The sequence below is a fragment of the Oceanobacillus sp. FSL H7-0719 genome (assembly GCF_045040795.1).
In the GTDB taxonomy this organism is placed as follows: domain Bacteria; phylum Bacillota; class Bacilli; order Bacillales; family Amphibacillaceae; genus Oceanobacillus.
In genome coordinates this window covers 3,640,420-3,666,781 of sequence record NZ_CP150301.1, presented here as the reverse complement: position 1 = coordinate 3,666,781, position 26,362 = coordinate 3,640,420, and the positions used below count along the sequence as shown (strand labels likewise).

Sequence of the window (26,362 nt, the reverse complement as noted above, 5' to 3'; positions counted from 1 at the left end):
AAGGTACTGCACGACTTTTCCATCTATTAAATTATCTGTTTAATATCCCTATTCATTAGAGACGATCATCCTCGTCGTTTAAGAGACTGTTTATTCTTGCGCGTCGCGCCAGTCTTTCTTCTTCATCCTCATCTTCTAAATAAGCAGCATCCAGCTCTCTGGAATAGGAAGGTACGTCTTTGTTGCTTTCCATACCAACATCTAATTCTTCTCGTTTCACAGTATCGAAAACTTCTTCAGTTTCCTGAACTTTCTTCTTGCCAATTTCTACTTTTTCCCTCACAACAGGGCGTTTTCTAACTTCTACTTCTTCTTCTTTCAAAGGCACACGAATTGTTTCATCTTTCATTTCCGATGCTGTGCCTGCAGTTTCCTCACGATTAACAGGTTTTCTTTCCACATAGATTTCTTCACGAGTTACCGGAACATCAATTTGTTTTGTATCTTCGTGAACTTCTTTTCTGATTTGCGCTTCTCCTGCAGAAACTTCTCGTTTATCAATGTCGAGCTCTTCCTCACGCAGTTGCATATTGCGTTCCTGATTTCTTTCCACGTCCGCCGCCAGACCATTTGCAGCCGTATCCATCCTGCCTGCTGAATAGTTTTCAGGAGCAAGCACGACAATTTTTCCTGTTTCTACTTCGGCGTTATAACGCTCTGCCTCTTCATTTGTCAAACCATATTGATTAAAGCGTGCAGTATATCCATCGGTCTCATCGTAAGTTTCAGATTCACTAACGAAAAAGTTTTTTACCTTATCCCAGAATGATTCATCTTCTTTATTTCTATCCGATTCCAGTGATAAATCATCTGAATTTGGTGTTTCCATATTTGACTCTCTTCGTATCCAAGCTGATTCGTCGCTGTTCTTCGCTACAATCGTAATCTCTTCAGGGGCATATCCTGATACCTTCAGATTATTAACCGCTTCAATTACTTCCAATTCAGTATTATACACACCGACTACTTTCTTAGTCATTATATAACCTCCTATTATTTTCATATGTCTTACTTGATGTTCTAGGGTTCTACCAACAACGTATAAGTTATATTCCCATATGAAAAAATAATAAACAGGCTGGATTCACTTTCATTTTAAAAAGGTGTACTCCTTAACCATTTTGCAGTCAGTGTTTCAGCATTCAACATCTTCTCAGGTCTGCCTTCATATATAATTTGTCCACCCTGTTTGCCGCCTCCTGGTCCTAACTCTATTACCCAGTCACTTGCAGCTATAAAATCAAGATTATGTTCAATAATGATTACAGAATTCCCATTATCTACGAGTTTCTGAAATACATCCAAGAGTTTTTCGTTATCGTTTGTATGCAGTCCTAAAGATGGTTCATCCAATAAGTAAATTTGCCCCTCTTTTTGCAAATGACTCGCGAGCTTTAAACGCTGAACTTCTCCACCACTCAGAGAAGCTGTTGCTTGTCCTAAGGTCAGGTAGCCTAATCCTACATCCTTTAATGTATTCACTCGCCTGACAATCTTTTGATTTGTAAAATAGCTGATTGCTTCTTCTATCGTTAAGTCTAATAGTCCCACTATGTTTTCACCCATGTATCGATAGGACAATGCTTCATCAGAATATCTAGTACCACCACATGCCTCGCACGTCATCGTCACCGGATCTGCGAACGCAACATCTGGCTTGATGACACCTTTTCCTTTGCAGACAGGACATGCACCCAAAGAGTTAAAACTGAATAACCCTGCAGGACGCCCTGTTTCTTTTGCAAAAATAGAACGAATATCATCCATGATTCCCATATATGTAGCTAGTGTCGATCGGTTGGAGATACCTATACTGCCTTGTCCTACCTTAATGGCCTTTGGATACTTTTCAGTGAAAGCTTCCATGACAAGGGAGCTTTTACCTGAACCTGACACACCACATATAGACACCAAGACACTTTGAGGTATATTTACATTTATACCTTTCAGATTATTATTGCTTGCTCGATTAACTGTAAAATACTTTTCTATAATGCGCGGGTTTTTATTTATGTTTGGTACATGATTCAGGACGGTTGCCGCTTGAGATTCCTTCAGTCCAGCTAACTTTCCCTGATAGACAATTTCTCCGCCATTTATGCCTGCCCCTGGACCCATCTCGATTATTTCGTCTGCTTCTTTTATAACAGATAAATCATGCTCAATCACAATGACGGTATTATGCTGTTCTTTAATGTTTTTTAACATTTGTATCAACATAGCGACCTCTTCCGGATGGAGTCCTGCGCTTGGTTCATCAAATATATAGGTGATATTATTTAAGCTGCTCCCTAAATGCCGGGCAATTTTTACTCTCTGAGCCTCTCCACCTGACAATGTGCCCATTTTTCTAGACAGGCTCAAATATCCCAGACCCATTCCAACTAATTGTTTTATATGCGGGATTGTCTGTGCTGCAATAGCTTCTCCCATGGGAACTTTTATCTTTCTAAGTTCTTCCAGCAATTCTGTAAGTTCCAGCTGGTCGTAGTCAGCGATATTTAAACCATTAATCCTGCATGCTAATACATCAGGATTAAGACCTGAATCCTGACAGGTCGGACATAATCCTCGAGCAGATACTGCTAAGACATCATCTTGGGTTACTCCCTTGAGTTTCGAAATATCCCTGTTGATATAAAGGCGAGTAAATCTGGGCAATATGCCATCCCAATCATGATCCTGGGGTCCATGTTTTGTATGAAAGGGTGCATTCACTTTCTCACCCGCTGGCGGACCGTACAACAACAAATGGCGATTTTCTTCTGAGAAGTCTCTTATCGGTTTATCTGGATCGAATAATCCACATGTCATCATCCACCTTCCTTGCCAGCCTGAAGGGGACAGCGGCTTAAATTGCACTGCATACTCCCGCAGTGATTTGTCAAGATCAATAATCCTATCCAGGTCTGGTGCAATTACTTCACCAAACCCGCTGCACTGCGGGCATCTGCCAAAAGAACTTTGACTGGAAAAATCACTCGCCGAGCCTATGGATGGTTTTCCTGCTCTTGAAAATAAAAGTCTGATTAATGGATGTATATCCATATAAGTGCCCACTGTTGAACGTGAATTGTTCCCTGCCGGTTTCTGCTCAACTACAACAACAGGGCTTAGGTTCTGCATCAAATCAGCGTGCGGCCTTTCATATCGTGGCATTTGATATCTTACATAGTGAGGATAATTCAATGTCATTTGTCTTCTGCTTTCCGCAGCTAATGTGTCAAAAACAACTGAGCTTTTTCCTGAACCGGAAAGTCCTGTGAATACAGTGATTTTTTCTTTTTGTATAGTTAAATTTATATCTTTCAAGTTATTTTCTTTAAGTCCCCGTAAAATGATTTCATCTTTTTTCTTCTGCATTTTACCATCCTTTCAGATTTTAACTGCTAAGAAGATGTATTCATGTTTTCTATCCAACATGATTAGTTTAAAGATAAACCTTCGTAAAAATAAATCAAGGGAAATCCCTTATATGAAAGGATTTCCCTATTTCTCTTACTCTATTTGATTTACTTTACACTCTCTGCTATTTCTATAAGAATATCCTTTGAAATCTCTGATCCTTCACTTATTAATTCTAGAAATAGATCTTGATGTTCCCAAGTGAGATACATAAAGTCCTCTTCAAGTACCTCAAGCACCCCCTCTTGACCATTGATGGAGACTGTTTCAGCAACTTCATCCAAAATAATGTCATTATATTCGTCTTTTGAAGGATACACACTTAAAGTAAAACTATTTTCCGAATCGTTTCCATATATGAAATAAGGCATTTCCAAGTATTCATCATAGTAAGAATGTGTCAGCTCAAAGCCATCAGGAACACTCGATACTTGCGGAACAGTATAATCAACAAACTCTTGAATTTCCTCTAAAGTCATTGATTCTTCTTCATAGGCAATGTCTTCATCCAAAAACTCTTCAGTTATGGCATTTTCTCTCACTTCATCAGGGATCTCAACAGGTTCGATCTCATTGATATTTGCAATAGTCGTTTCTGCTTCAATTTTAAATACTTCGCCATCCATTTCGATTTCAGCGTTTACTGATTGCGATTTAGGGAGCATAGTTTCCTTCTCAATTTGCAGTTTCAGGTCTAAGCTCTTAACAGAAAAATCAAGAGAGGCTTCTCCTAAATCTTCTTCTGCGGGGAAGTCTTCCATCACAGACTGAACGTAAGTTTCCGCAAGTATTTCAAACTCTTCGCCTTCTCCAGCTAATGTCAGGATATAGAAATCATCATCTTCTTCCATTTCAAATTGCTCTTCAAACTCATTGAATTTCGCCAGTTCTTCTGTGTTCAGCTGGTCAAAGCTGTCCAATCCTAAATCTTCTTCGCTCATGATGAACCATTCACCAAGCGCCCCCATAAATACTTCACCATCGGCGAAATACGCTTCCGTATCCATAGCCATACCAGGCATGCCCATCGTCATTTCCATATAGAGTGTATCTGGATTATGCGTAATATCACTCTTTCCATCAATGGTCACTTCCATCCCCATGGCATCCGTCTCTATCTTCATATCTGCAGAATAGCTTTCCAGCTCCCCTGCTTTTTCAATCGTTTGACTCAATACTTCCTTTTTCGTTAATGCTTTGTCACCGGCTCCACATGCAGCTAAAAGCATGATAGATAGAGCAATAAGTAATACAATACTTTTTTTCATCAACTGTTTTCTCCTCTTACAAACCTGATTTTTTAAAAATGAAATAAAATTATGATAGCGATAACTAAATAGCGCCCCGTCTGGCTCCTTTCCTATAATTCAATAACAAAGTTCACCAAGGACAATTGACTTCATGCTGCCTAAGAAAAAGCCAAATGTCTGATTTAAAACTCTGAGAACATTATATCCTAAAAGCTATGCATTTGGGACGTTTATTTAACCTCTAAACCTTTATATTTTATTTGTCACTTTTCTTTACTTGTTTCGTGTTCAAAGAACATTACAGATAAACCTCTAGAAATGTTAAAAAACCCTATAATGGAATAGGGTAAACTTAACTAAATCCCTTATTATAAGGAACATTCATAACGAAAAGGGATTTCACTATTATTCTGGAATCCACTGTATGGATTTTTAAATTAAAGGTTACTTTCACTTTGTCTCCAATAAGCAATCCGATCTATCAGACAGCTTTTATGTTTACTAAATTCCTTCACCCTGTGACCATTTGCTCCTGAGGGATGAGGGAATCCTTGGAGACAATCCTGAGTAATTTTTTCTTGTTGTTTTAATTCATTTATTATACTCTCTACTCTTTTACCAAGTGGGATTAGCAATGATGATTGAGGCAATGAACTTATCTCATCTAAAAAATCATTGTACGCATAGCTAGAAAGGAGTCGACTGCTTTCAATTTTCGGCTGGTGACCAGTATAATTCTTATCCTTGTAAAAAACAGGAAACCTGATCAGTGAGGTGGTATGTAATAAAGAGCGATTTTCGCCAAATATATATGATGTACTAGGCAATCCAAGTGCACCGTGAAGATTACATTCATCCAGCATATCTATTACATTCGACCGCATTGTACCCGAAAAACTCGCAGCTTTCTTTGTCTCTTTAAGAATGGTGCATAGAGATACTTTTCCTTTTGCTTTTAAAGCAACAAAAGTCTCGAATGCTTTCTTCATTTGCGTCCATCCAGGAGTTATTCCAATAATAACGATTTTTGCTTTATTATTTATGCAGAGATTATGAGGTGAATAATACATTTCTAAATTATTTTCTTTTGCTATAAGAAAATTAGTGTGAATTAAATCTTCCTTTGTTAATTCTCTGGAATTCGGTAACTGTTCTATAAACTTTAAATATTGCTCCAGCATAAATTTGCTCCTTACCCGCTTATTTATATTTCCATTTTTCCAGATTGAGACTATTATAACTCCAAAGATACAGCGCCTTTCTGTGAAGCTGCCTAGCTCTTCCATTCCAGATGCAGATGGATAAATTGAATTCCTTATATTGCTGAAAAGCTAGTGATTAAATAAAATCACTAGCTTTCTGGTGTCTCTTCTATATTTTCCGAACTAAAATTATCAAGTATTGAACGTACTTCGTCTGTCGATTCAGTGCTCATCAATTGATTTCTTAGCTCACTCGCTCCTCGGAATCCACGGACATAAATTTTAAAGAAACGACGCAACGGCCGGAATGAACGTGGTTCCAATTCTGCATATTTATCAAAAAGATTGAGATGAAACCTTAATAGATCAAGCAATTCCTTGCTGCTATGTTCTTTCGGTTCTTTTTCAAAGGCAAATGGATTGTTAAAAATCCCACGCCCAATCATAACTCCGTCCACTCCAAATTCTTCAACAAGCTTTAAGCCAGTCTGACGGTCAGGGATATCTCCATTAATTGTAAGAAGTGTGTCTGGTGCTACTTCATCACGGAGCTTCTTAATCTCAGGAATCAATTCCCAATGTGCATCGACTTTGCTCATTTCTTTTCTTGTACGAAGGTGGATAGAAAGATTAGCAATATCTTGTTGCAATATATGTGTAAGCCAGTCGCGCCATTCATCTACATATGTGTAGCCGAGTCTTGTCTTCACACTTACAGGCAATCCACCTGCTTTTGCTGCTTGAATAATTTCTGCTGCAACTTCGGGACGACGAACAAGCCCAGCTCCCTTTCCATTCGCAGCTACATTGGGTACAGGACAGCCCATATTAATATCAACGCCTTTAAAGCCTTGTTCAGCCATACCAATACTCATTTCGCGAAAATGTTCCGGCTTATCACCCCAAATATGAGCCACAATCGGCTGCTCATCCTCTGTAAAAGTTAAACGTCCACGTACACTAAAGATGCCTTCCGGGTGACAATAGCTCTCCGTATTTGTAAACTCTGTAAAAAATACATCTGGTCTGGCTGCCTCACTGACTACATGACGAAAAACTACATCAGTCACATCTTCCATGGGCGCCAGCACAAAAAATGGCTTCGGTAATTCCTTCCAAAAATTATCTATCATCTTAAACTCAAACCCTTTCATTACAGGACAATAACTCAAACCTTCATTTCAAAGAAAAAATGCCCCTGCTTCTTATACCATGCTCCGGCACTTTTAGCAAGCTAAAGTAAATCTAAATCCTTATTTACTTTAATATTAATTGAAGAAAAGTGCAAAGAAAAATAACTGAAGTGAAATGTCGAATGAATAATTATCTAACCAGACATACGAAAATACGTTAATAAATCCTCAGCAAATAAAAAAGTCCTTACACCAAAAGAATGTACTCTTGTGTATCAGGACTTCTTCATTCACTCTATATGCGTATTTTATGGAACTTGTATTTTGACCTATATAGCGTCTGCCTTTACTAGCTATACACTCAAATGCATCAGCTAAAGCCTTTTGCCATAAAGATTGAAATACTTCTATTATTTCACATGTTAAATTCCAAACGTATTTCCGCCATTTACGGATAAAGATTGACCTGTAATAAATTTCCCTTGATCAGAGGCTAGAAATAAAACCGCATTTCCTATATCCCTTGGCTCTCCCATTTTTCCCAGAGGAACTTCTTTTAGATAATCGGTTGTATCTTCTCCCTCATGTCTTTCCACTGGTATAAAACCTGGATTTATCATATTAACGGTTATTCCAAATGGACCTAGTTCATTTGCCCAGGATCGTGTCAAACCAAGCTGAGAAGATTTTGCCATGACATAATTTGAAAAACATGGATTCCCTAATTGAACGACCTCACTGCCAATATTTATAATCCGTCCAGACTTCTTTTCCTTCATACCCGCTAATACAGCCTTGGTTAATAATAGAGGCGCTTTCACAAAAAACTCCAGTTGAGCCAAATACTCCTCCCATGTACAGTTTTCAATTGATAGCTCATGATGTGGACCAGCAGCATTATTTACTAATATATCAATGGCTGCTCCCGCCTTATTCTCAGACTCTCTGATAATCCGTTCCACTGCTCGCTCGTCTCTAATATCACCTTTAACAATAAAGGCTTTCCCTCCATCAGATAGTATAAAATCAAGTGTTTGTTGTGCAGCTTCGTCATTATTCGCATAGTTGATAATTATTGCAGCACCCGCTTCTGCTAAGGTTTTACTTATATGTTTACCAAGTCCCTTTGAACCACCCGTTACCAACGCAACTTTCCCATTAAGATCATTAACCATATCATCTTTCCCCTCTTGTTATCACATCACTGAAATGACCACCTGCTTATATAGATGGCCGAAGTAATATATATTTGCTGTTTCTTTTTCTATTCATTTATGTAAAACTATCTTATAAAAACAGGTAGATTCAGGAGTATAAAATACACTGTGTAAGTGAGAGCACATGACTCTTTTTTCGCAGTTTACTTCATACTCCCTATCTAATGATTATATTAAAAACTTCTATCAGTTTGCTTCTGTAACTTCCTTGGAGTTGTCAAACAAGCTTTTATACGCATCATCTTTAATTACAATTGAATTTTGAATTTCTGTTTCAATTTTTGTTTGCGTTTCAACCATATTGATTGTATTTGATAAGATTTCCTCACGTAAGTCCTCTTTTATTTCTTCAAAGGATCCAATGTCTTTGTCCTTTTTTCTAATATCATTAACTTTTATAATATGGTATCCATAATTCGTTTGGACTGGCTCACTTATCTCACCTTTTTCTAGAGAAAATGCTGCATCTTCAAACGGCGGCACCATTGTCCCTGGGGAAAAATACCCTAAATCTCCACCTTCCTCTGCTGATACCGCGTCCTCTGAATACTCTTTGGCTAATTCAGAGAAGTCTTCCCCCTGTCCAAGTTTCTCTGCCAATTCATCTGCTGTGTCTTTATTCTGTACTAGAATATGTTGTGCACTAATTTCTTTCGTCTTCTGTTCGTAGGCTTCTTTTAATTGTTCATCAGAGACCTCTACTCCATCCAATGCAGCAGCTTCTTGAAGTAAGCCCAGATAGATGACATCCTTAAATGCTTCTTCATCCGCTAACCCTTCTTGTTGTAATATTAAGTCGAACTGTATGCCAAGATTCTCTTTTAGTTTTTCGAGTTCATCGTCGACTTGTTCATCACTCACATCGTGTTTCTCTCCTAAAACTTTCATCATCACCAATTCTTCCAGCATTTGTTTTCCATATCGTTCTTGAAGTGCCTCATTAAGCTCCTCTTCGGTTATATCGCCAAAATCAGTTTCAACGACAACTCCTTGTGTCTGTTCCTGTTGACACGCAGTTAATATCATAAAAACTGTAAATATAATCAGTCCGGCTACATACTTTTTCATTAATAAGTCACCTCGAATAGAATTGGTATTTTTAATTTAGATAATATGTACATAGGAGAGGAAAAACCTCTCCTATGTTTTTATAACGCTTCAATAAGCTGGATAAGATACTCTGTATCCACATAGAGAACTTCATATGCCTCAGAGTCTATGATATCGTTATCTTTCTGGTAGTTTAATAGCTGTTTAAAGCTTGCAAGATGTTTGGCCGCTTTTTCTAATTGATTTGTTTCTTCAAATTTCTGAATTGCTGTAATATGGTTTTTTAATGCACGTGCATCTTTTTCATTCGTTATTGCACCTTTATTTATAAAATAATCAAGTACAGCATGTAACTCAGCTGTGTTATTTGGAGAAGTGCCACCATCTGATCCAATTGCTCTATTAAATACTTCTTTCCCACCAACTACAGGAAGCTCAAGATAACTCTCTCCTAAAGCAACGTCTATCGTAGCTTGGTTAGAGTCTGTCATAATATAATTTCGATCACTTCCTGTAACAATTACTCCAATTCGATGTCCTTCTTTAAATACATAGTCCTCTGGAAGAGTCTCCCATGTGAAACTATAACTTGCTCCAGGATCTAATGGATTAGAGTAGTCTAGAGATTCATAGTTTTGTCCGTCCAGCCAGCCATGTGTTACAACTTCATACGGTGCTTCATGTGTTACCAATTCAGCCTCTTTATAGCAGGCACTATCTTCTGCTGAACTTTCTCCCCAGCATGTTACTTGATCATGGAGAGTAACAATTCCTTCTTCCCTTGAACGATGATTAATTCTTTCGTCTGTACCATAATCAACAATACGTACCGATAAATGTGTATCCGCTTTATCAACTATTGCTTGCAGATTCATCTTCGGCACACCACTTATACGAACATCCTCTGTCAATTCTGGTGTCAAAAACATTAAGCGATTTTCTTTTGCGGTAAATTCATTCTCTACCATTTCCCCTTCAGTCTGGCGCGGATTATCAATAAATGATTGGGTATGCTCTTCAATGACTGGAGCTGTTGTCAATGTTCCCGGCAGTTCTTCCACTGCTGGCGCTAATTTGATATCAACTTGCTCTGCATCAGCTGCTGGCCATGTTTCTTCAGTATCCCAATCGTCTACTCCTCTTTCAATCTCAGCCATTGGCTCATCCATAATTCCATTATCAATGTCAAGCAGCCAATAATCAAACCAGCGATGTAATGTGTCCACCCATTCAGCTCGTCTAAAATCAAATGGATCGACATGGCCTGTCTGTGTAATCCAAAGTTTTCTTGGAACATCATTTTCCGCTAATGCCTCCCACCAGTTTGAAAAATGATTCGCCTTCACATTATAATCATTAATTCCATGGATAACGAAGACACTTGCCGTTACCTTATCAGCATCTTTAACATAGTTTCTCTCATCCCAAAACTCGTTATAATCACCTGTCGTGTCATCGGAAGCAATTCTCATTTCTTCACGAACTGGTGCACATTGTGCCACTCGTTCACTGCTTGTGACACGTCCGGCCAAACCGCCTGGTCCATTATTATAGAATGGGATACCGCCATATCTGTAATAATCATACCAGCTGCTAATACCTCCGATAGGCACGATTGTTTCCAAACCTTCAATTCCTTGTGCCGCAGCAGCATTTGCTAGCGTTCCATCATATGACTTACCTATCATCCCTACTTTTCCAGTAGACCAATCTGCTGTAATTTCATTCCCATCTTGATCATATGCTTTTCCTTTGCCATTCAACCAATCGATGGCAACTTTAACACTTTCTGTTTCTTCATAACCACCCGTTGTCGGACATCCATTGGAGTTATTCGTTCCACCCATATCTACTAAAACAACAGCGTAACCTCTTGGAACAAAATAGTTGTCATAATAGAGTGGAAACATCGTATTTTTGCCAATCCCATCTGGATCTTTAATTTGACTCTCGTTTCCACGGCCCATGCTTTCATAATACGGACTAGCATCCATAATGGCTGGAACTTTCAGCCCTTCTTCCGTTTCTTTTGGTCGCATAATATCAACAGCAATCATATCGTCCTCACCATCACGATCACTATCGAGGGATGATTCTACGTAAATTGTTTCTTTAATTGCATCTGTATAAGAATAAACAGGTTGAGTAACCCCATCTTCAACTTGGTGAGTTGTACTTGCGGAAACAGGGTGCTCGGCACTCTCGAAATGGAACATAGGTGTTGCGATTAAAACGAATAGACTGATAGATAACATGAATTTCTTTAGATAATGTTTTGTTTTCAACAACATTTCCCTCCATATGAATAAATTTTGTAGTATTGTTCACTTAATCATAGAGTAATAGAATAACCCCGAATACTTTCAAAAGTATTAAGATAGTCTCGTTCCGAGTACAGTTTTACATGGAACTAGTTAATCACTTTTTCCATTCTTCAATTAATTTTTCAGTTTCCAATATCAATACAAAGCAGGCATGTTCTTCAATCCACCCTTGCTTACTCGCTTCTTTCAAAAGAATTTCAAGTCCTTTTAGATGTTTAATTACTTTGTCTGCCGAACCATTTTGTTCAAACTTTTCAATAGACGTTAAATGAGTAAGCAAGAATCTCTTTATATTTTCAGTTGAAAAGACTTCCAACTCATCAAATTGCTCTACATAGCTTTTTATCGTTGCAGCACTTATATCACTAGTTGAACAATCGCCAGCCTTAGCATGCAACACACTATTAGGTGCACCAAAATCAGCTATATCTGCATTATTTCCGTAACAACCAAGTACACCATTTATGGCATTACCGACTAATACTGGACCATACTCACCATATTGCTTATTAGCGGATATTTGTTCATTATCGTGAAGGATTAACCAACCGTTGAATGTACTGTTTACTAAAGTCGTATCTGTTGTCGTTTGTCCAATGAACGTTTGACCATTAATTTCTGTGCCAAACAACTGTATTGTACGAGCACTTTCAGTCTTTACATCTCCATTAAGCGTACTATTAGATACCATTAATGAAGCACCATTTTCTACAATTACATCACCATTTACATTGATATCTTCAACACAAGTAACGCCATCCGAAACTGTTAAATCACCTACGTAATCCTCTGTAATAGAATTTGTGCATGTTGCTTCTTCCCCTGGTATAACAGTAACTGAAAATGAATCGGATTCTCCGATATTCCCCGTGGCGTCTATCGCGCGATGCTCAATAAGGTGTGTGTCAAATCCAGGTACAAACTTGCCAGCCGGGTCCTCTTTCGTATGCGTTTTTTCAAATGTTACAATCGAGAGACCCCCAGTGCCAAGGTTTCCATAGGTTAGTTCTTTAATATCCGTTCCTGAGTGTGAAAACTTAAACGGTGTTCCTTCCAGCTCTTCCGGAAATCCGTAATAGTTATACCAGCCATCTTCATTTAAACGGAGTTCACCGACAACAAAACCAGATTGATCATCACTTGGTTCGAGCTTCATTTCAAATTCATTAAAATAAACATGATGTTCTTTTTCACCTGATAATGTAGCTATCGGTTCTGTTAGTTCTTTAGGAGCCGCTGGAAGACTATTATCAATCGTCCACGAAACAATATCGGAAGTCGAATCAATTTGATTGGAATCTGTAACAATTGCAGCTAATTCCGAAGCTCCTTCCGGTAATTCAATATTATTTAGGTCAAGGAATCGGCTGTTTTCTGCATCTTCTATAACGTCACCATTCAATTTCCAAGTGACATTTAAAATACGGTTTGTTGGATTAGCCGTCTCAACAAAGACAACTTCATTAAATGCAAGTGCATAGGCCGTTGATGAATGATTCGTAAATGTGATATCAACTTCAGTAAACGCTTGCGGCTCACCTATTGTCCATTCACGCATCTGCGTCATTCGTGATCCATCCAGATATCCAGGATCTCGGACAAATTCCGTTCTGTCCTTAACAGTAACCTTGACAGTATCACCTGTTTGTATATCCAATTCACTTAAATCCAGATGACGTGAATTATTTGTGTTTGGAACAATTTCACCATTAACTTCCCATACCACTTCCAACAAATGAAATCTTGGATACATTGTGTTAACTGCCAAAACTTCCTCTGGACCAATTTCTCCTGCTGGTGTGGCAGTTAGTGGCATCTCTTCGGCATTTCGCATACCTGTTATTCGCTGCGTCATTTGTTCTCTGCCGACCTGATCAAAGTAAAATCCGGTATGTCTCATCATCGAATGTTGGCTGGGACGCCATACATTCGAACTTCTATACTGACCACTTTCATATCCATCTGGGTCAGCGGCCTTGATAATCCCACCTGATTCACTTTCTTCACCAAGCCAACGCCACCACTTGACCTGATTTTCAATCATTTCATTAGAGGACATCCGAGTATGATGAAAAGAATTTGGCTCTTGGTCAGCGTGCGGATCCCCTGGTACACCACGATCATAATATGGGTATTCATCAGCAAGATTTCCTAATGAATGTCCTAATTCGTGTAATGAAACAAGCGGGCCTTGTGGACTTCCACCAGTTGTCGTTGCATGGACACCACCAATTCCGCCGTAGGTAAATGTATTTCCAATTGTCAACGTTTGCATGTTTTGGCTATCTGCAGGTATACCAAGTTCAGGTGTAACATATTCTTGGAGTACTCTAGTTCTCTCTGCAGCTCCACCCTGACCAAATGTAACACCCCGTGCAAGTTTATCTGCTGGACATTGATTAGCAAATTGCAAATTGAATACGGTATCCCGTCGAACATTACCATCATCTGGGTCACAACTGATTCCAGAATCGTTCGATGGCGTTTCTACCATATAGACGTTGAAATAATTTCGATAGCTTCGGAAAGGTTCGACATTCCACTGCACATTTTGGTTTCTATCAACGTCCTCCCGAAACTTATCCATCTCATCCGCTGTGTATCCATCACCAAAGATAATGAGATTTAATCGTTCTTCAGCTGGCCCGGTCACTTGTAATGGAACCAGATTGATCTCCTCTGATTCCAGCTGTTGCTTGTTTTCATCATTCGAGTGTGATTGTGCCTGCGCCAGTGATATATTCAGTACCCCGAATAATAATGCAAATAATGATGTGAAAGTAATGACAATGAAGATCTTTTTTAACAATTGATTTTTTAAAGTCATTTAATCACCCTGTTTCCATCTAGGAATCCCATTGATTCATGGTTTAGTGTTGCGCCCAGATTGTATTATTACAAATTGATTTCTCCCGTTCTAATCAATTATCAGAACCTTCTTCCTACAATGACCATACAACACTGCAGGAAGAAGTATTCTAATACTGCTTAGTCTATAAGGAAGTCAGCATAGTCATATAGTGCGTCTGCTGCTTTTTCTGTTATTGATTGATCATTTGCAAATTGCGAGATTAAGAGTTTAAATCCATCCATATGTTTCTTTACTTTTTCCGTTTCACCCTGCTGTTCAAAACGCTCAACAGCAGTTAAATGTGTTGTTAATGGACGAACTGCAGTTTCGTCAATATCTCCTGTATCTGCAAACAGTTGCACGAGCGTTTTCATGCTTTTTGCATTTACTTCACTTAATAATACATCTGTGTCCGAAGATACCTGTGTGATATCTGTCTCAGAAGTGGCTGTAAATGTAAGTTGGGCGGGTTGTTGTTCGCCTTCAGGTATTTCTACGTAGACAGGAACTTCCACAGTTTCTCCTGCTTCTACTTCAATTACATGATGAAGAACCCTTGACTCCCACCCCGCGTCTGTTTCTGCTTGAATACGGAATAAGTCTGCTGCTTCACCCGTGTTCGTTACACTAAACATATGTGCAGCAACCTTTCCAGGGATTGCTCGTTCTGCCTGCACCGTGTCCGTTTCAACACCGCGTTCAAACTCCCCTGCACCATCTAAATGCCGGACGGATACACGATAGGATAGTGCGCCAACCTCATCATATTTCTTATCTAAAATATAGAAATGCAAGCGGTTGTATTCATCGACATATTCACTGACTACTCCTTCATCCGTTCCAGCTTTGAATAATGCGTCCGCAAGTTGTTCTAAGCCACCCTTTGATAACATTTCCGTAGTACCATCAGGCCTTTTGAAGTCTTCAAGATTTATATCTTCCGGTTTCGCATCAATTATCCAGATATTTGGAGCGGCTTCAGAGTTTTTTGTTTTTGCAACGAGAACTCCTGAATCATGTGTAAACGAGTCATAGCCGACTTGGTCTACAACTTCAACCGTATAGTTGTCATACCATTTCTCTCCACGTTGCATATCTGCTCTCCAATCATCCTCTAAAGAATTTTGAGGTGTTAAATCTTCTATTTCAATGATGATTCCTTTCAAGTCATCCCTGCCAAAAGCTTCTCCTGAAGGTACTGATCTGGCAAGAATATCCGCAAATATTGGTCCGCTTTCAGCAAGCTCATCACGGTCGATATTCAAGTATTGATCTTCCGATAGAAATCCTTGCTTTAACTTATTTCGCAACATGTGATGTGGTGGGGTCGATCCGCCTTGTACAGCAGGAATCATCCATCTCGTATGTGAACCTCCTGGCCCATTAAAACTGCCGCTGCTCATCAGTTCCCATGAACCAGCATAGGTACGGGATACTGGATTTCCATAAGGATTATTATAGTTGTCACCTAACCCCATCAGATGTCCAAATTCATGAGCATATGTTGCCATTCCATTACTGGATCCCTGAATGGAAACATTTCTGCTTGCACTTGACCAGATAGATTTAGCGGCAAACCAAGATGTCCAAGGTACATAACGTGTATTGACCCAATTAGGTAAATCCTCTCCAAGCGCTGCCGGTGGACCAAATTCATCAGGGATTTCTTCCGGACTGCTAAACATCATTTCACCGAATTCCTGCCAAACACCGGTCTCAGCATATCCAGAATGCAAGATAAAAATAAAATCATAGTCTGCCCCCGATGCATCCAGGTCCTCCTGCGCTTTATTTACTGCTTCTTGTCTTAGATTCATTCGTTCATAACCAGGTGGCATAAAATCCGACTGATTAAACTCATTCAAGCCGTATTGGAACTCTTTCCCATCCATCATATAAGGACCATAAGCATCCAACTCAACTTGCCATTTACCTTGTGAATTTTCCATCCAAAAATCACTGATTGTGCGATAATTGTTTAGTGGCTGTGGTGTATTCAGATAGTCCAGCCAGAACTGTGACAGCTCCTCTCGCGGAACATTGCCAATTTGCGGATTCCCTGCTGGATCTGTACCTTCAGGCTGTGTAACAATAAATTCCAGGTCCGGGAACTCTACTAAAACTAATGCCCCTTTCAATTCCCGCTCCGGCTCAATATCTAATTCATCCCAATTCAAACCAGGTACAGGGTTATAATCATCCCAAGTCATATCCCGCGGCAGAACCCAAGATTCCAAATCTACCGGATCTGGAAAAGAATCTAGTCCTGTCGAGGCCGCGAAAGCAGAAGGTGAAAATAGAATAAGAAATGCAGCAACCAGTATGAAGAATCGTTTCATTAATCTCATATAGCCAACCTCCAATTTGGTGGAGTCCGCCTAATATTCTAAGATTGTCTCATGTTTTATGTCTATTAAACTAGAACGAATACCACTTAATATCTCTTATCTAGCAGTACATCTACATCATGATTTAAAATATCAAATACTTCTTTGGTCATATGCTCAGAGTAATAATCCAACAATAGTTTAAACCCAGCTAAATGTTTTCTGATTTTATCTGCTGAACCTTCTTTTTCATAGCGTTCTACAGCTGTCAAATGCGTTTGCAGCTGACGAACAGTGATAGAGCTGCTGATTGCTTCTTGTTGCTCATAATAATCAATAAGTTTTTTTATCTCTTTAACGCTGGTTGGCTCTTGTGTGATATCACCAACAAGCGGCAAGGATAAATAACTCTGTTCCGGGAATATCGAGATAACAGTTCCTGGTTTTGGCCGAATTGTATAATCATAATCACTGGATATGATGACAAGACCAATACGATGTCCTTCTTTCACTTCATAGTCTGTGGGCTGCATATTCCACATAAATGTATAAGACTGATGTGCAGTAAGTGCTTCAGATTGTGAATCAGAATGTAAATTTTGTGGATCGATCCAGCCGCGAGTAATGATACGACTGCTTCCTTCAGGCGCATAATCAACTAGTAAAGCGGTTAAGTTTGCTACAGGTTCATCAATACTAGCGTTAATTGAAATTTTGGGAGTGCCACTGATGCGATAGGTATCTGTTAATTCCCGTGTCACATATACTTGTCGATTTTCCATATTTATCATAGGCTGCTGCGTCAATTCTTGCGCTCGAATGGATGAGTCATCAATAATATCCTGGGAAACTTGCTTGTCTATAACAGGCCTGTGACTTAGGTTCCCTTTATTCGTACTTTCAGATGTTAAATATAACGTTGATTCCTGAACCTCATTATGCGGCCATGCATTTTCCGTTGACCAATTACGGTCCGCATTTTGAATATCAACCATTGGTTCATCCATAATTCCGTTATCAATATCATAAAGCCAATAATCAAACCATTTATTTAATGTTGTTAACCATTCTGCATTCCTAAAGCTATAAGGACTTGAATGGCCATGCTGATGAAGCCATAACTTCCTTGGAACATCATTGTTTTCAAGTTCTTCCCACCATTGTGCAAATTGTTCTGTCTTTACATTCCAATCATTTAATCCATGCACTACAAATACACTTGCATGAATATCTTCAACATTATTTAAATAATTTCGTTCATCCCAAAAGTCATTGTAATCTCCAGTTATCCGATCCTGATCTGCTTCGATCTGATCCATTAAATCAGAGCAAAGCTCTGGGTTATCACGAGTAAGAACGGCTCTGGCTAAGGAGTCTGCATCTTCTCCTTGATAGCCTCCCGGAGCAATTACTGCGCCATTCGAGCGGTAATAATCATACCAGCTGCTGATAGCACCTATAGGGACAATGGTTTCCAACCCTTCAACGCCCGTTGTAGCTAATCCATTTGGCAATGTGCCATTGTATGAGACACCTGTCATCCCTACCTTACCTGTTGACCAATCAGCGAAAATCTCTTCACCGTTTTCGTCATACGCTGTGGCCCGCCCATTCAACCAATCAATCACTGACTTTGTTGCTAGTATTTCTTGCATATCACCTGTTGTTGGACAGCCATTTGACATACCACTTCCAATACTTTCAGCAAGAATGACGGCATAGCCTCTTGGCAAGAAATAATCATCATAATAACCGGATAAATCTCCTGCAAAAGGTTTCCCATCATAACTATCAGGATGAATAGGATTTAACTCAACGTCCACATCATGAAAATCAATCGGATTCAGCCCTGCCCGATAAGGACTCATTTCATAAATAACCGGAACCTTTAATCCTTCTTCCGTTTCTTTTGGGCGGATCAGATCTGCTCTAATTCGATCATTTTCCCCATCCCCATCACTATCCACTTCTGTTTCTATAAAAACTCTTTCAACAATAGCTTCTTCTTTAGAAAAAACTGGCTGAGTCATACCATCTTCTACCAATATAGCAGGCTCATTCGGCACATCAGCACCAGCAGCAATAGGCAGCATTAAAAATACCATGAATACAAAGATGAACTTCCTCACATTTTCTCATCTCCTATCTGATATATTTTCTTCTAAGATAGAATGCATTTAGTTACCTGCAACATTTTTTACAATAGGAGTCAGCAACTGACTCTACTACTAATGACCGACAAGTTATACATAAAAAAAAGAAATCTATTCACCTCCGACTAAATTAGTTTGTTAGGTTCATAGATGTCGTCTCAATTTACCATATGATTTTGATGCATTCTCTGCTTGGTATTTACTAGCAAATCTATCCTCCTTTCCATTTATTTAGTACATATAGCATATTAAAGTTAGAATCTTGTATATAATCTAACATCATATATAAGCATTGTCGATTAATTATTTAAATTTTCACTGTAAATGGTCGTTATTACCCACCGTTTTATAAATTAATCCTTAGCCTGGTTAACAATCCAGCATATTTCTCTAGTAAAATAAATAGCATGATAATTATTAATCTGCTTCCGACTTCATTTCTTTCTTTTTATAATCAAACTTGCGGGCCGTTCGCCAAATTGATATCAAACCGTAAAAAAGTAATAATACCCCTGGCAGAATTAATAAGAGAGCTGCACCTTCTTTTGTATTAGCAAAGTTTAAAACGTAACCAGCATAGGGAATTGTAACTCCTGTATATTCGCCAACAATATTTTCTGCATGAACTGGTTCTATATCTGTTCCGTTATTGGCATCCCCTTTTGTTATGTACATTTGACCATCACTTTCAACTGTTTCAACTCGGTGGGTTATAAGCATATTTTCTTCCACAAAGAATGTAATCACATCTCCTGTTTCAAATCTGCTCATGTCTCCGCCTGTTTTCACAAATATAATGGAACCTGTTTGTATATCAGGTTCCATTGAACCTGATAAAACAGACTTTATTTGATAGCCAAAAATAGTTGTATTCTCACCAGATGTCTTTGAATTTATAACTAAAAGCACAGTAAAGATGAATACAATAGTCAATAACATCGTAACGATAAAATTTAGGAACGATAACACTTTTTCCCTTTTCAACACCATCACTCCTAAATAGCAATTTTCTAAGGTGCACATACTTTCTGCTTAATATAAACAAAGATTATTTCATATCATCATTAACATTTACACCTTCACTTAGTGCTTCGCTTTCGCCATCCTGACCATCTGCTTTTTCATTGTCATTAGACTGTATTTTGTCTGTTTCTTCCTTGTCATTATTCTGTGCTTCTTCTGTTAATTCTTTGTCTTCAGGTCTTTTTTCCTCTGTTATTTTATTATCCTTATTGTTAACAGTTTTATTTTCCTCTTCATTTACATTCTCTTCCGTCATTTCCTCTTGCTCTTCTTCAGCTTCCTGCTTATCAGTTTCGTCTAAATCAGATTCAATTTGGTTTTGTGTATCTGTCTCTGGAACGGTTAATACTGTTTGAACTTTATTCTGGTCATAAAAATAAGCATAAGTTGGTAAATTCACTTGATAAGTACATATCAACAATAAATAAGCAATGATAAGTAATTTAAAAGTAATACTTGCAGTTTTTATATTTCTTTTGAGAAAGTCGAACATTTAAATATACTCACCTTCTTTCTTGAACAACTCGTCTGATGCCTTTGGCGATGAATAACCTTACTTAAAACATCCTCCCTGCAATATTCTCATTACAGGGAGGAGTATATAAATCTACTTATCTTACAAGATACTCAGCATAATCTTGCAGTGCTTGAGATACCTTTTCTGTCAGCAAGCCATCCTCTTCAAAACGATTAATCAGAAGAGTTAATCCTTCTGCATGCTTTGCAACCTTGTCATCTGCTCCCATGTTTTCAAAGTGCTCAAGAGAAGTTAATTGTGTTTTTATTGGTCGCTCTGCCTCTTTACTTATGTCACCATTTTCATTGTATAAATCAAATAACTTATTCATATTTGCTGCACTTATTTCACCTAATAAGAAGTCTGCATCTGTTTCTGCCTGCTCAGAATCAGTTTCAGATGCAGCAGTAAATGTAAGCTTTGCAGGTGTGTTTTCACCTTCTGGCACCTCTACATATACTGGAACTTCTACCGTTTCACCCGCTTCAACTTCAATTACATTATGCTGGATCATCGTCTCCCAACCAGCATCTGTATCAGCTTGGATACGGAATAAATCAGTCGCATCACCAGTATTAGTAACACTAAAGTAGTGTGTCGCTACCTTGCCAGGTAAGGCACGCTCCGCTCCACTAACTTCTGCAGCTGTTCCTCGCTCAAAATCACCGGCTCCATCTAAATGACGGACGGATACGCGATAAGACAGTACACCTTCATCACTATATTTTTTATCTAGAATATAGAAGTGTAAACGATTATGCTCATCAACATATTCATTTATCACATTTTCATCTGTCCCAGCTTTAAATAAAGCATCAGACAGCTGACGGTAGTCTCCTAACGAGTACATTGCCTCTGTACCATCAGGTCTAATAAAATCTACTTGTGCAATATCCTCATCTTTTGCATCTACTACCCAAATATTTGGTGCAGATTCTGCATTCTTTGTTTTTGCCATTAAAACACCTGAATCTGGTGTGAAGGAGTCATATCCAACACGGTCAACAACTTCAATCGTATAGTTGTCATACCACTTGGCACCACGCTGCATATCCGCTCTCCAGTCTTCTTCTAAAGAGTTAGGTGGTGTCAAATCTTCCATTTCAATATTAATGCCATGGATTCCGCTCCGGCCAAATTCCTCACCAACTGGAACAGCCCTTGCAACAATATCAGCAAAAATTGGACCACTGTCAACAAGTTCGTCACGTTCAACGTTTAGATACTGGTCTTCATCCATAAAACCTTGTTTAATCTTATTTCGCAGCATATGATGCGAAGGTGCTGATCCACCAAGAGTTGGAGTAATCATCCAGCGAGTATGCGGGCCCCCAGGACCATTAAAACTCCCACGACTCATCAATTCCCATGGGCCTGAATATGTTCGGGATACTGGCTCACCGTATGGATTATTATAGTTATCCAGCAATTCCATAATATGGCCAAATTCATGGGCAAACGTACCCATTCCATCATTTTCCCCTTGTACTGAAATACCGTTTCGTATATTTGCATGCGACCAAACAGATTTCGCAGCGAACCACGAAGTCCAAGGTACATAACGTGTATAAGCCCAATTAGGTAAACCTTCTAAATCAGATGGAGGGCCAAATTCATCTGTAACAGAGTCTCTATCCAAGAACTTCATTTCTCCGAATTCCTGCCAAACACCGGATTGGTCATAACCTGCATGAAGAATAAATATAAAATCATATTCTTCTCCGGAATTATCCATATCCTCTTGCGCTAAATCCAATGCCTCACTTTGGATATTTTTAGATTGATAACCAGGTGGCATAGAATTCCCATATGATAGACCATATTGAAATTCTCTTCCCTCTAAACTGTAAGGACCAAAAGCATCAAGATCGACGCCCCATTTTCCATAAGAGTTTTCTTTCCAATACTCATCAATCGTTCGATAGTTATTAAGAGCTTGTGGTTCATTTAGAAATTCCTCCCAAAATTTACCTAGCTCTTCTCTTGGAATATCCCCCGTTCCAATTGGATTACCTGCCACGTCCGAGCCTTCTGGCAAACTCGTAACGAATTCTAAATCAGCATAATCTACTAAAACAAGAGCCCCTTTTATTAATCGTTCCGGCTCTGTTGTTATTTCATCCCAATTAACACCAGGGACTGATTTATAATCCTCCCACACCATATCTTCCGGCAATGTATATTCTTCCGTATCTACCGGATCAGGGAATGAATCTAGTCCTGTTGGTGCAGCAAACACTGTTGGCGAAAATAACAAAAACACTGCAAGTGTTAATATGAATGTTCTTTTCATTAATTTCAACTTGTTCTCCCCCATTCTTTATCAATCTAAATTGAAAAACAGAACAAAATTGAATGATATAATTTACACCGATTCAACTTAGAGGTAAACATTACTAAACTCACCTTCTGAATCCAGTATTACTTTTCATCACCAGGGTTTTGAGTGGCGATAAATGACCATTCCAACTCTAATGAATCCCCTTGAAACTGGTTCTGGTCCTCACCGTTATCAACAAAATTAAATTTCACAACAAAGTCATCCAGTGACCCTGCTGGCAGTCCTTTTTCTCCAAATGCTGGATAAAAGATATGCTGATTGATAGCTTCAGGTGTCATATCTTGTAAATCGGCTAGAGTCGTTTGATAAATAACCTCATCTAATTTATCCGCATTGTACAAAAACTCAACCTCAATGTGTGCAGCAAAGTCTTCTGTATTGTCACCTTTTACATCAATTATTCTATAATCAGTTTCTAATGTTACCTTTTCAATATCTAAAGAACCATTATTAGACAGCTCAAAACTGCGAATAACTGAATCACCAGGAGCCAAGTTATCAACCTCGACAATTGTCGTAGGATTTACTGCTAAATCCAAAGTTCCAGCTGCAAACGTGTTATTGGTTGTTTGAGTAGAGCTAAAATAAGCAAATGTCCCACCTGTAATCAGTGCTAATCCAAGTAAAGCTGTCATAATTCCCATACCGAGTTTCTTTTTGATTTCCATTCGTATTCCTCCTCAGATAATTTTGCGGTTCTTATCTAAAAACTTCATATGTCAAATTCCTCATGCTGCGACATCATACGTTTTTCTTCATGAACACCGAAGATACTCACATGTTCGACAAAAAGTTGAAAGAGTAAATATATAAATCCTTTGACGTATGATTATTGGACTAAAAGCTCTATTCACCTCCCACTTATCTCTGTTAGGTTCATAGATGTAATAATATTTTGAATATAATTATATCATAGTGTTTTCATAAGGTATATTAGATTCCGAAAATTAAAACAATATGACTAGTATACTTTCACTGCTGATACTAAAGGCTATCATTTATTAAGGCAGGCTATTCGAAATATAGATTATGACCCGTGATTTTTAACCTAATCAGCTATTTTCGCAGACTGTGTCATACTAAAACTTGTTTATAACTAGGAAGAAAGGAGAATGAGCTGCTAAAGAAAAAGAATTAAGTTCCTTAACTCCACATTTTTCAACGCTTCTTACAAAACCTCTAGAGAAAATACAAGAATTAAATAAACAATTGTGTCACTATTTGTTTAGTGACTTCCTTCGTCCCCCCTTTCTGCAACAAAAAAAAGCAGTTGGAAGCTGCAACTGCTTTTAGTTAATCAGGAAGGTTATTTTAATCTTTTCGCTATACTCAGGAACAAAATTAAGATAAGAAATGAGTAGATTATTATCCATATAAATGGAAAGAAAGATAGATCTAAGATATTTTCTCCATTCCAATTAATTAGCGGAGTTTGTGTACTAGTTGCTGGAGGTATAATCCAGACAATATTTCTGAAATAGGGTGGCATCACATTATAAACTCCGATAGCTGCTAAAGAAAAGATGATAGTCAGTACTAATCCGCCATAGGAATTAATGACGTTCTCCGTAATTATTTTGCTGAATAAGCTTGCTACACTAATTCCCAATATAGACAGAAAAATGTGATTTATAATAGAAACCAGACCAATTGTTATACTCACTGATTCATCAAACATCCCAAATATTATCGGATAGATAAAAGCATAAAGGGTTAGCAGCAATGCAAGTAATAGAACCGAAATTAATTTTGATAGATAATAACGCTTTCTCCCACCGACTTGGAGAATCATAAGCTGTCGCTCAACAGATGTATCTAGTGACAACACACTTATACATAACCAAGCGGATATAATATATGTAATGATTGCTGTTACAGCATAACTATCGGAAATTGGGTTTGGTTTATAAGAATAAAAGACAACAATCAAAATAATGAATGTGGAAACAGGCGGAAAATATTTATGGGAACGAAGATAATCATGTAAACTGTATTTTATTAGTGTTTTCATCTCATCCTCCCTGCCTTCTCGTCTATTATCACTGTTGAAACAGCCTCTATCTCTCCTCCCATCTGAAGCAATCTCGATAGAATTGCATCGCTCTCTTGTAATGGGACATACAGTAAAAGTTGATTGTCTTTTTCCTCCAGTTGTATTACCTCATGCCAAGTTTTAACAAGCAATTTCTCCACGCTTCCAACTACTAATAATTTAATTGCTTCTGTTTCATTAGGCTTTCTTTCTGTGATATGTCCATTAAATAAATAAAATGTGTTTTCTACTATTGCTTCAAAAATATTAGATTCATGATAGGTTAACAATATGGCAGTTTTCTGCATTCTCAATTCTTCGATGACTTTCACTAACTCTTCCTGAGCTGACGAATCAAGTCCAGAGAGAGGCTCGTCCAAAATTAATAAATCTGGTTTCTCAAGTATTGCCTGGATAAGCCCAACTTTTTGGATATTGCCTTTCGATAATTCCTCAATTCTCTGTTCATTCATTTTATCCAGCTGAAAACGATATAATAGCTGTTCTATTCTTTTTATTAGTTCGTCATTTGAAATCCCCTTCATCTTTCCAATGTAAAAGAGATATTCGCTTGGGGTAAATCGAATACCTTTAGGAAATCTTTCAGGTACATAACCAATTTTAATATTTCTATTAGGATAATTGACTTTCCCTGAACTCGGTCGTTCGATATTTGCTATCAATCGTAATAAAGTGCTTTTTCCGGTTCCATTTCCCCCTAGAATAGCAAGACATTGTCCTTTCGTGATTGTAAGTGATATATTTCGTAAAATAGTTTTATTGCCATAGTCTTTACTTATATTACTAACCTCAACAAGTTTGTCCATAAGAAGCCCCCACTCTATTTCGCAAAAATACTTTTTTCAATTATTACCTCTTCATTTGTGTTCTTTAAAACGATATCAAAATGCTGATGATAGGGATGCATGAATAAATGATATTGAATTCTGCGTTCTTCATGAGATTGTATCAAGTAATTTATGTCAGCCCCTCTTTCCTTAATGTCACGCCCACTCCTTCGTTTTAACTCTATGTTTCCATCTGTATACAAGTAAATAGTTAAATCAAACAAATCAGGATTGGCAAAAGCAACACTCATACCTTCAATTATATTTACTTTATTATGTGAAGATAGCAATGTGCTGTCTATATAATGTGTTTTTATCGTATACAAGTCTAACCCTGCTCTAATCATATTTATATCCCGCTCTAATGCCAATATATGATGAGCTGCAGGATGACAGGCTGTCATTTTATAATGATGCTTTATATTTTTATATTCATAATCGATAGAAGCATACTTTCTAAGATTCGAACCAATTATATATGGATCTGTATTCATATAATTCACGTTTTCCTTAGTCATAAGTTTTAAAAGTCTATTTGCAAATGTTGTTTTACCAGAAGCACCATGACCTGAAATTCCAATAATTATTCTTTCATCAATCTTGTTAACAAAATCGGCTATATCTTGAAGTATGATATCCATGAATACACTTTCACACTCTCTTTCAGTTTGCTATGTAAATAATAACAT

18 protein-coding genes are annotated in these 26,362 nt (G+C 38.1%); all 18 read right to left on the bottom strand.

Annotated features, from left to right (window positions below; genetic code table 11):
• Positions 1 to 55: 55 nt before the first annotated feature.
• Complete coding sequence (locus NST93_RS18575; protein ID WP_405099653.1) at positions 56 to 979, bottom strand: DUF2382 domain-containing protein; 924 nt, start codon at positions 977 to 979, stop codon at positions 56 to 58.
• A 116-nt stretch (positions 980 to 1,095) separates the two neighbouring features.
• A complete protein-coding gene (locus NST93_RS18570) occupies positions 1,096 to 3,363 on the bottom strand; it encodes an ATP-binding cassette domain-containing protein (RefSeq protein WP_405099651.1) in 2,268 nt (755 codons plus the stop codon).
• A gap of 149 nt (positions 3,364 to 3,512) precedes the next feature.
• Positions 3,513 to 4,673, bottom strand: a complete 1,161-nt coding sequence (locus NST93_RS18565; RefSeq protein ID WP_405099649.1) for a DUF6612 family protein — start codon at positions 4,671 to 4,673, stop codon at positions 3,513 to 3,515.
• Between the two features lie 419 nt (positions 4,674 to 5,092).
• Positions 5,093 to 5,836, bottom strand: a complete 744-nt coding sequence (locus NST93_RS18560; RefSeq protein WP_405099647.1) for a hypothetical protein — start codon at positions 5,834 to 5,836, stop codon at positions 5,093 to 5,095.
• Between the two features lie 170 nt (positions 5,837 to 6,006).
• Entirely contained in the window at positions 6,007 to 6,990 is a 984-nt protein-coding gene (locus NST93_RS18555) for a tRNA dihydrouridine synthase (RefSeq protein WP_405099645.1), read from the bottom strand.
• 422 nt (positions 6,991 to 7,412) lie between these two features.
• Positions 7,413 to 8,165 (bottom strand): SDR family NAD(P)-dependent oxidoreductase, encoded by a 753-nt coding sequence (locus tag NST93_RS18550; RefSeq protein WP_405099643.1) that lies wholly within the window; start codon positions 8,163 to 8,165, stop codon positions 7,413 to 7,415.
• 228 nt (positions 8,166 to 8,393) lie between these two features.
• Positions 8,394 to 9,275: a peptidylprolyl isomerase gene (locus NST93_RS18545; protein ID WP_405099641.1), complete on the bottom strand. Its 882-nt coding sequence runs from the start codon at positions 9,273 to 9,275 to the stop codon at positions 8,394 to 8,396.
• Between the two features lie 80 nt (positions 9,276 to 9,355).
• The gene (locus NST93_RS18540; protein WP_405099639.1) at positions 9,356 to 11,542 is read right to left on the bottom strand and encodes a Xaa-Pro dipeptidyl-peptidase; all 2,187 of its coding nucleotides are present in this window, start codon (positions 11,540 to 11,542) and stop codon (positions 9,356 to 9,358) included.
• 133 nt (positions 11,543 to 11,675) lie between these two features.
• Positions 11,676 to 14,408 (bottom strand): M64 family metallopeptidase, encoded by a 2,733-nt coding sequence (locus NST93_RS18535; protein ID WP_405099637.1) that lies wholly within the window; start codon positions 14,406 to 14,408, stop codon positions 11,676 to 11,678.
• 161 nt (positions 14,409 to 14,569) lie between these two features.
• Positions 14,570 to 16,780 carry a M6 family metalloprotease domain-containing protein gene (locus NST93_RS18530; RefSeq protein ID WP_405099635.1) on the bottom strand — a complete coding sequence of 737 codons (2,211 nt, stop codon included), beginning with the start codon at positions 16,778 to 16,780 and terminating at the stop codon, positions 14,570 to 14,572.
• Between the two features lie 86 nt (positions 16,781 to 16,866).
• Positions 16,867 to 18,888: a Xaa-Pro dipeptidyl-peptidase gene (locus NST93_RS18525; protein ID WP_405099633.1), complete on the bottom strand. Its 2,022-nt coding sequence runs from the start codon at positions 18,886 to 18,888 to the stop codon at positions 16,867 to 16,869.
• A 441-nt stretch (positions 18,889 to 19,329) separates the two neighbouring features.
• Positions 19,330 to 19,902, bottom strand: a complete 573-nt coding sequence (gene sipW / locus NST93_RS18520; protein ID WP_405099631.1) for a signal peptidase I SipW — start codon at positions 19,900 to 19,902, stop codon at positions 19,330 to 19,332.
• A 58-nt stretch (positions 19,903 to 19,960) separates the two neighbouring features.
• A complete protein-coding gene (locus NST93_RS18515) occupies positions 19,961 to 20,428 on the bottom strand; it encodes a hypothetical protein (protein ID WP_405099629.1) in 468 nt (155 codons plus the stop codon).
• A 118-nt stretch (positions 20,429 to 20,546) separates the two neighbouring features.
• Positions 20,547 to 22,745, bottom strand: coding sequence for a M6 family metalloprotease domain-containing protein (locus tag NST93_RS18510; RefSeq protein ID WP_405103955.1), 2,199 nt, complete (start codon positions 22,743 to 22,745; stop codon positions 20,547 to 20,549).
• A 128-nt stretch (positions 22,746 to 22,873) separates the two neighbouring features.
• Complete coding sequence (locus NST93_RS18505; RefSeq protein ID WP_405099627.1) at positions 22,874 to 23,461, bottom strand: TasA family protein; 588 nt, start codon at positions 23,459 to 23,461, stop codon at positions 22,874 to 22,876.
• Between the two features lie 638 nt (positions 23,462 to 24,099).
• Positions 24,100 to 24,804, bottom strand: a complete 705-nt coding sequence (locus NST93_RS18500; RefSeq protein WP_405099625.1) for a hypothetical protein — start codon at positions 24,802 to 24,804, stop codon at positions 24,100 to 24,102.
• Complete coding sequence (locus NST93_RS18495; protein WP_405099623.1) at positions 24,801 to 25,652, bottom strand: ATP-binding cassette domain-containing protein; 852 nt, start codon at positions 25,650 to 25,652, stop codon at positions 24,801 to 24,803. The genes NST93_RS18500 and NST93_RS18495 overlap by 4 nt, the downstream gene beginning before the upstream one ends.
• Before the next feature lie 14 nt (positions 25,653 to 25,666).
• A complete protein-coding gene (locus NST93_RS18490) occupies positions 25,667 to 26,314 on the bottom strand; it encodes a uridine kinase (RefSeq protein WP_405099621.1) in 648 nt (215 codons plus the stop codon).
• Positions 26,315 to 26,362: the final 48 nt, after the last annotated feature.

Coding starts and splice junctions, on each gene's coding strand:
- sipW (WP_405099631.1), bottom strand. CDS start 19,902: ATGGTGTTGAAAAGGGAAAAAGTGTTATCGTTCCTAAATTTTATCGTT.
- NST93_RS18545 (WP_405099641.1), bottom strand. CDS start 9,275: ATGAAAAAGTATGTAGCCGGACTGATTATATTTACAGTTTTTATGATA.
- NST93_RS18555 (WP_405099645.1), bottom strand. CDS start 6,990: ATGATAGATAATTTTTGGAAGGAATTACCGAAGCCATTTTTTGTGCTG.
- NST93_RS18495 (WP_405099623.1), bottom strand. CDS start 25,652: ATGGACAAACTTGTTGAGGTTAGTAATATAAGTAAAGACTATGGCAAT.
- NST93_RS18510 (WP_405103955.1), bottom strand. CDS start 22,745: ATGAAAAGAACATTCATATTAACACTTGCAGTGTTTTTGTTATTTTCG.
- NST93_RS18570 (WP_405099651.1), bottom strand. CDS start 3,363: ATGCAGAAGAAAAAAGATGAAATCATTTTACGGGGACTTAAAGAAAAT.
- NST93_RS18535 (WP_405099637.1), bottom strand. CDS start 14,408: ATGACTTTAAAAAATCAATTGTTAAAAAAGATCTTCATTGTCATTACT.
- NST93_RS18575 (WP_405099653.1), bottom strand. CDS start 979: ATGACTAAGAAAGTAGTCGGTGTGTATAATACTGAATTGGAAGTAATT.
- NST93_RS18530 (WP_405099635.1), bottom strand. CDS start 16,780: ATGAGATTAATGAAACGATTCTTCATACTGGTTGCTGCATTTCTTATT.
- NST93_RS18490 (WP_405099621.1), bottom strand. CDS start 26,314: ATGGATATCATACTTCAAGATATAGCCGATTTTGTTAACAAGATTGAT.
- NST93_RS18505 (WP_405099627.1), bottom strand. CDS start 23,461: ATGGAAATCAAAAAGAAACTCGGTATGGGAATTATGACAGCTTTACTT.
- NST93_RS18550 (WP_405099643.1), bottom strand. CDS start 8,165: ATGGTTAATGATCTTAATGGGAAAGTTGCGTTGGTAACGGGTGGTTCA.
- NST93_RS18565 (WP_405099649.1), bottom strand. CDS start 4,673: ATGAAAAAAAGTATTGTATTACTTATTGCTCTATCTATCATGCTTTTA.
- NST93_RS18515 (WP_405099629.1), bottom strand. CDS start 20,428: ATGTTCGACTTTCTCAAAAGAAATATAAAAACTGCAAGTATTACTTTT.
- NST93_RS18560 (WP_405099647.1), bottom strand. CDS start 5,836: ATGCTGGAGCAATATTTAAAGTTTATAGAACAGTTACCGAATTCCAGA.
- NST93_RS18500 (WP_405099625.1), bottom strand. CDS start 24,804: ATGAAAACACTAATAAAATACAGTTTACATGATTATCTTCGTTCCCAT.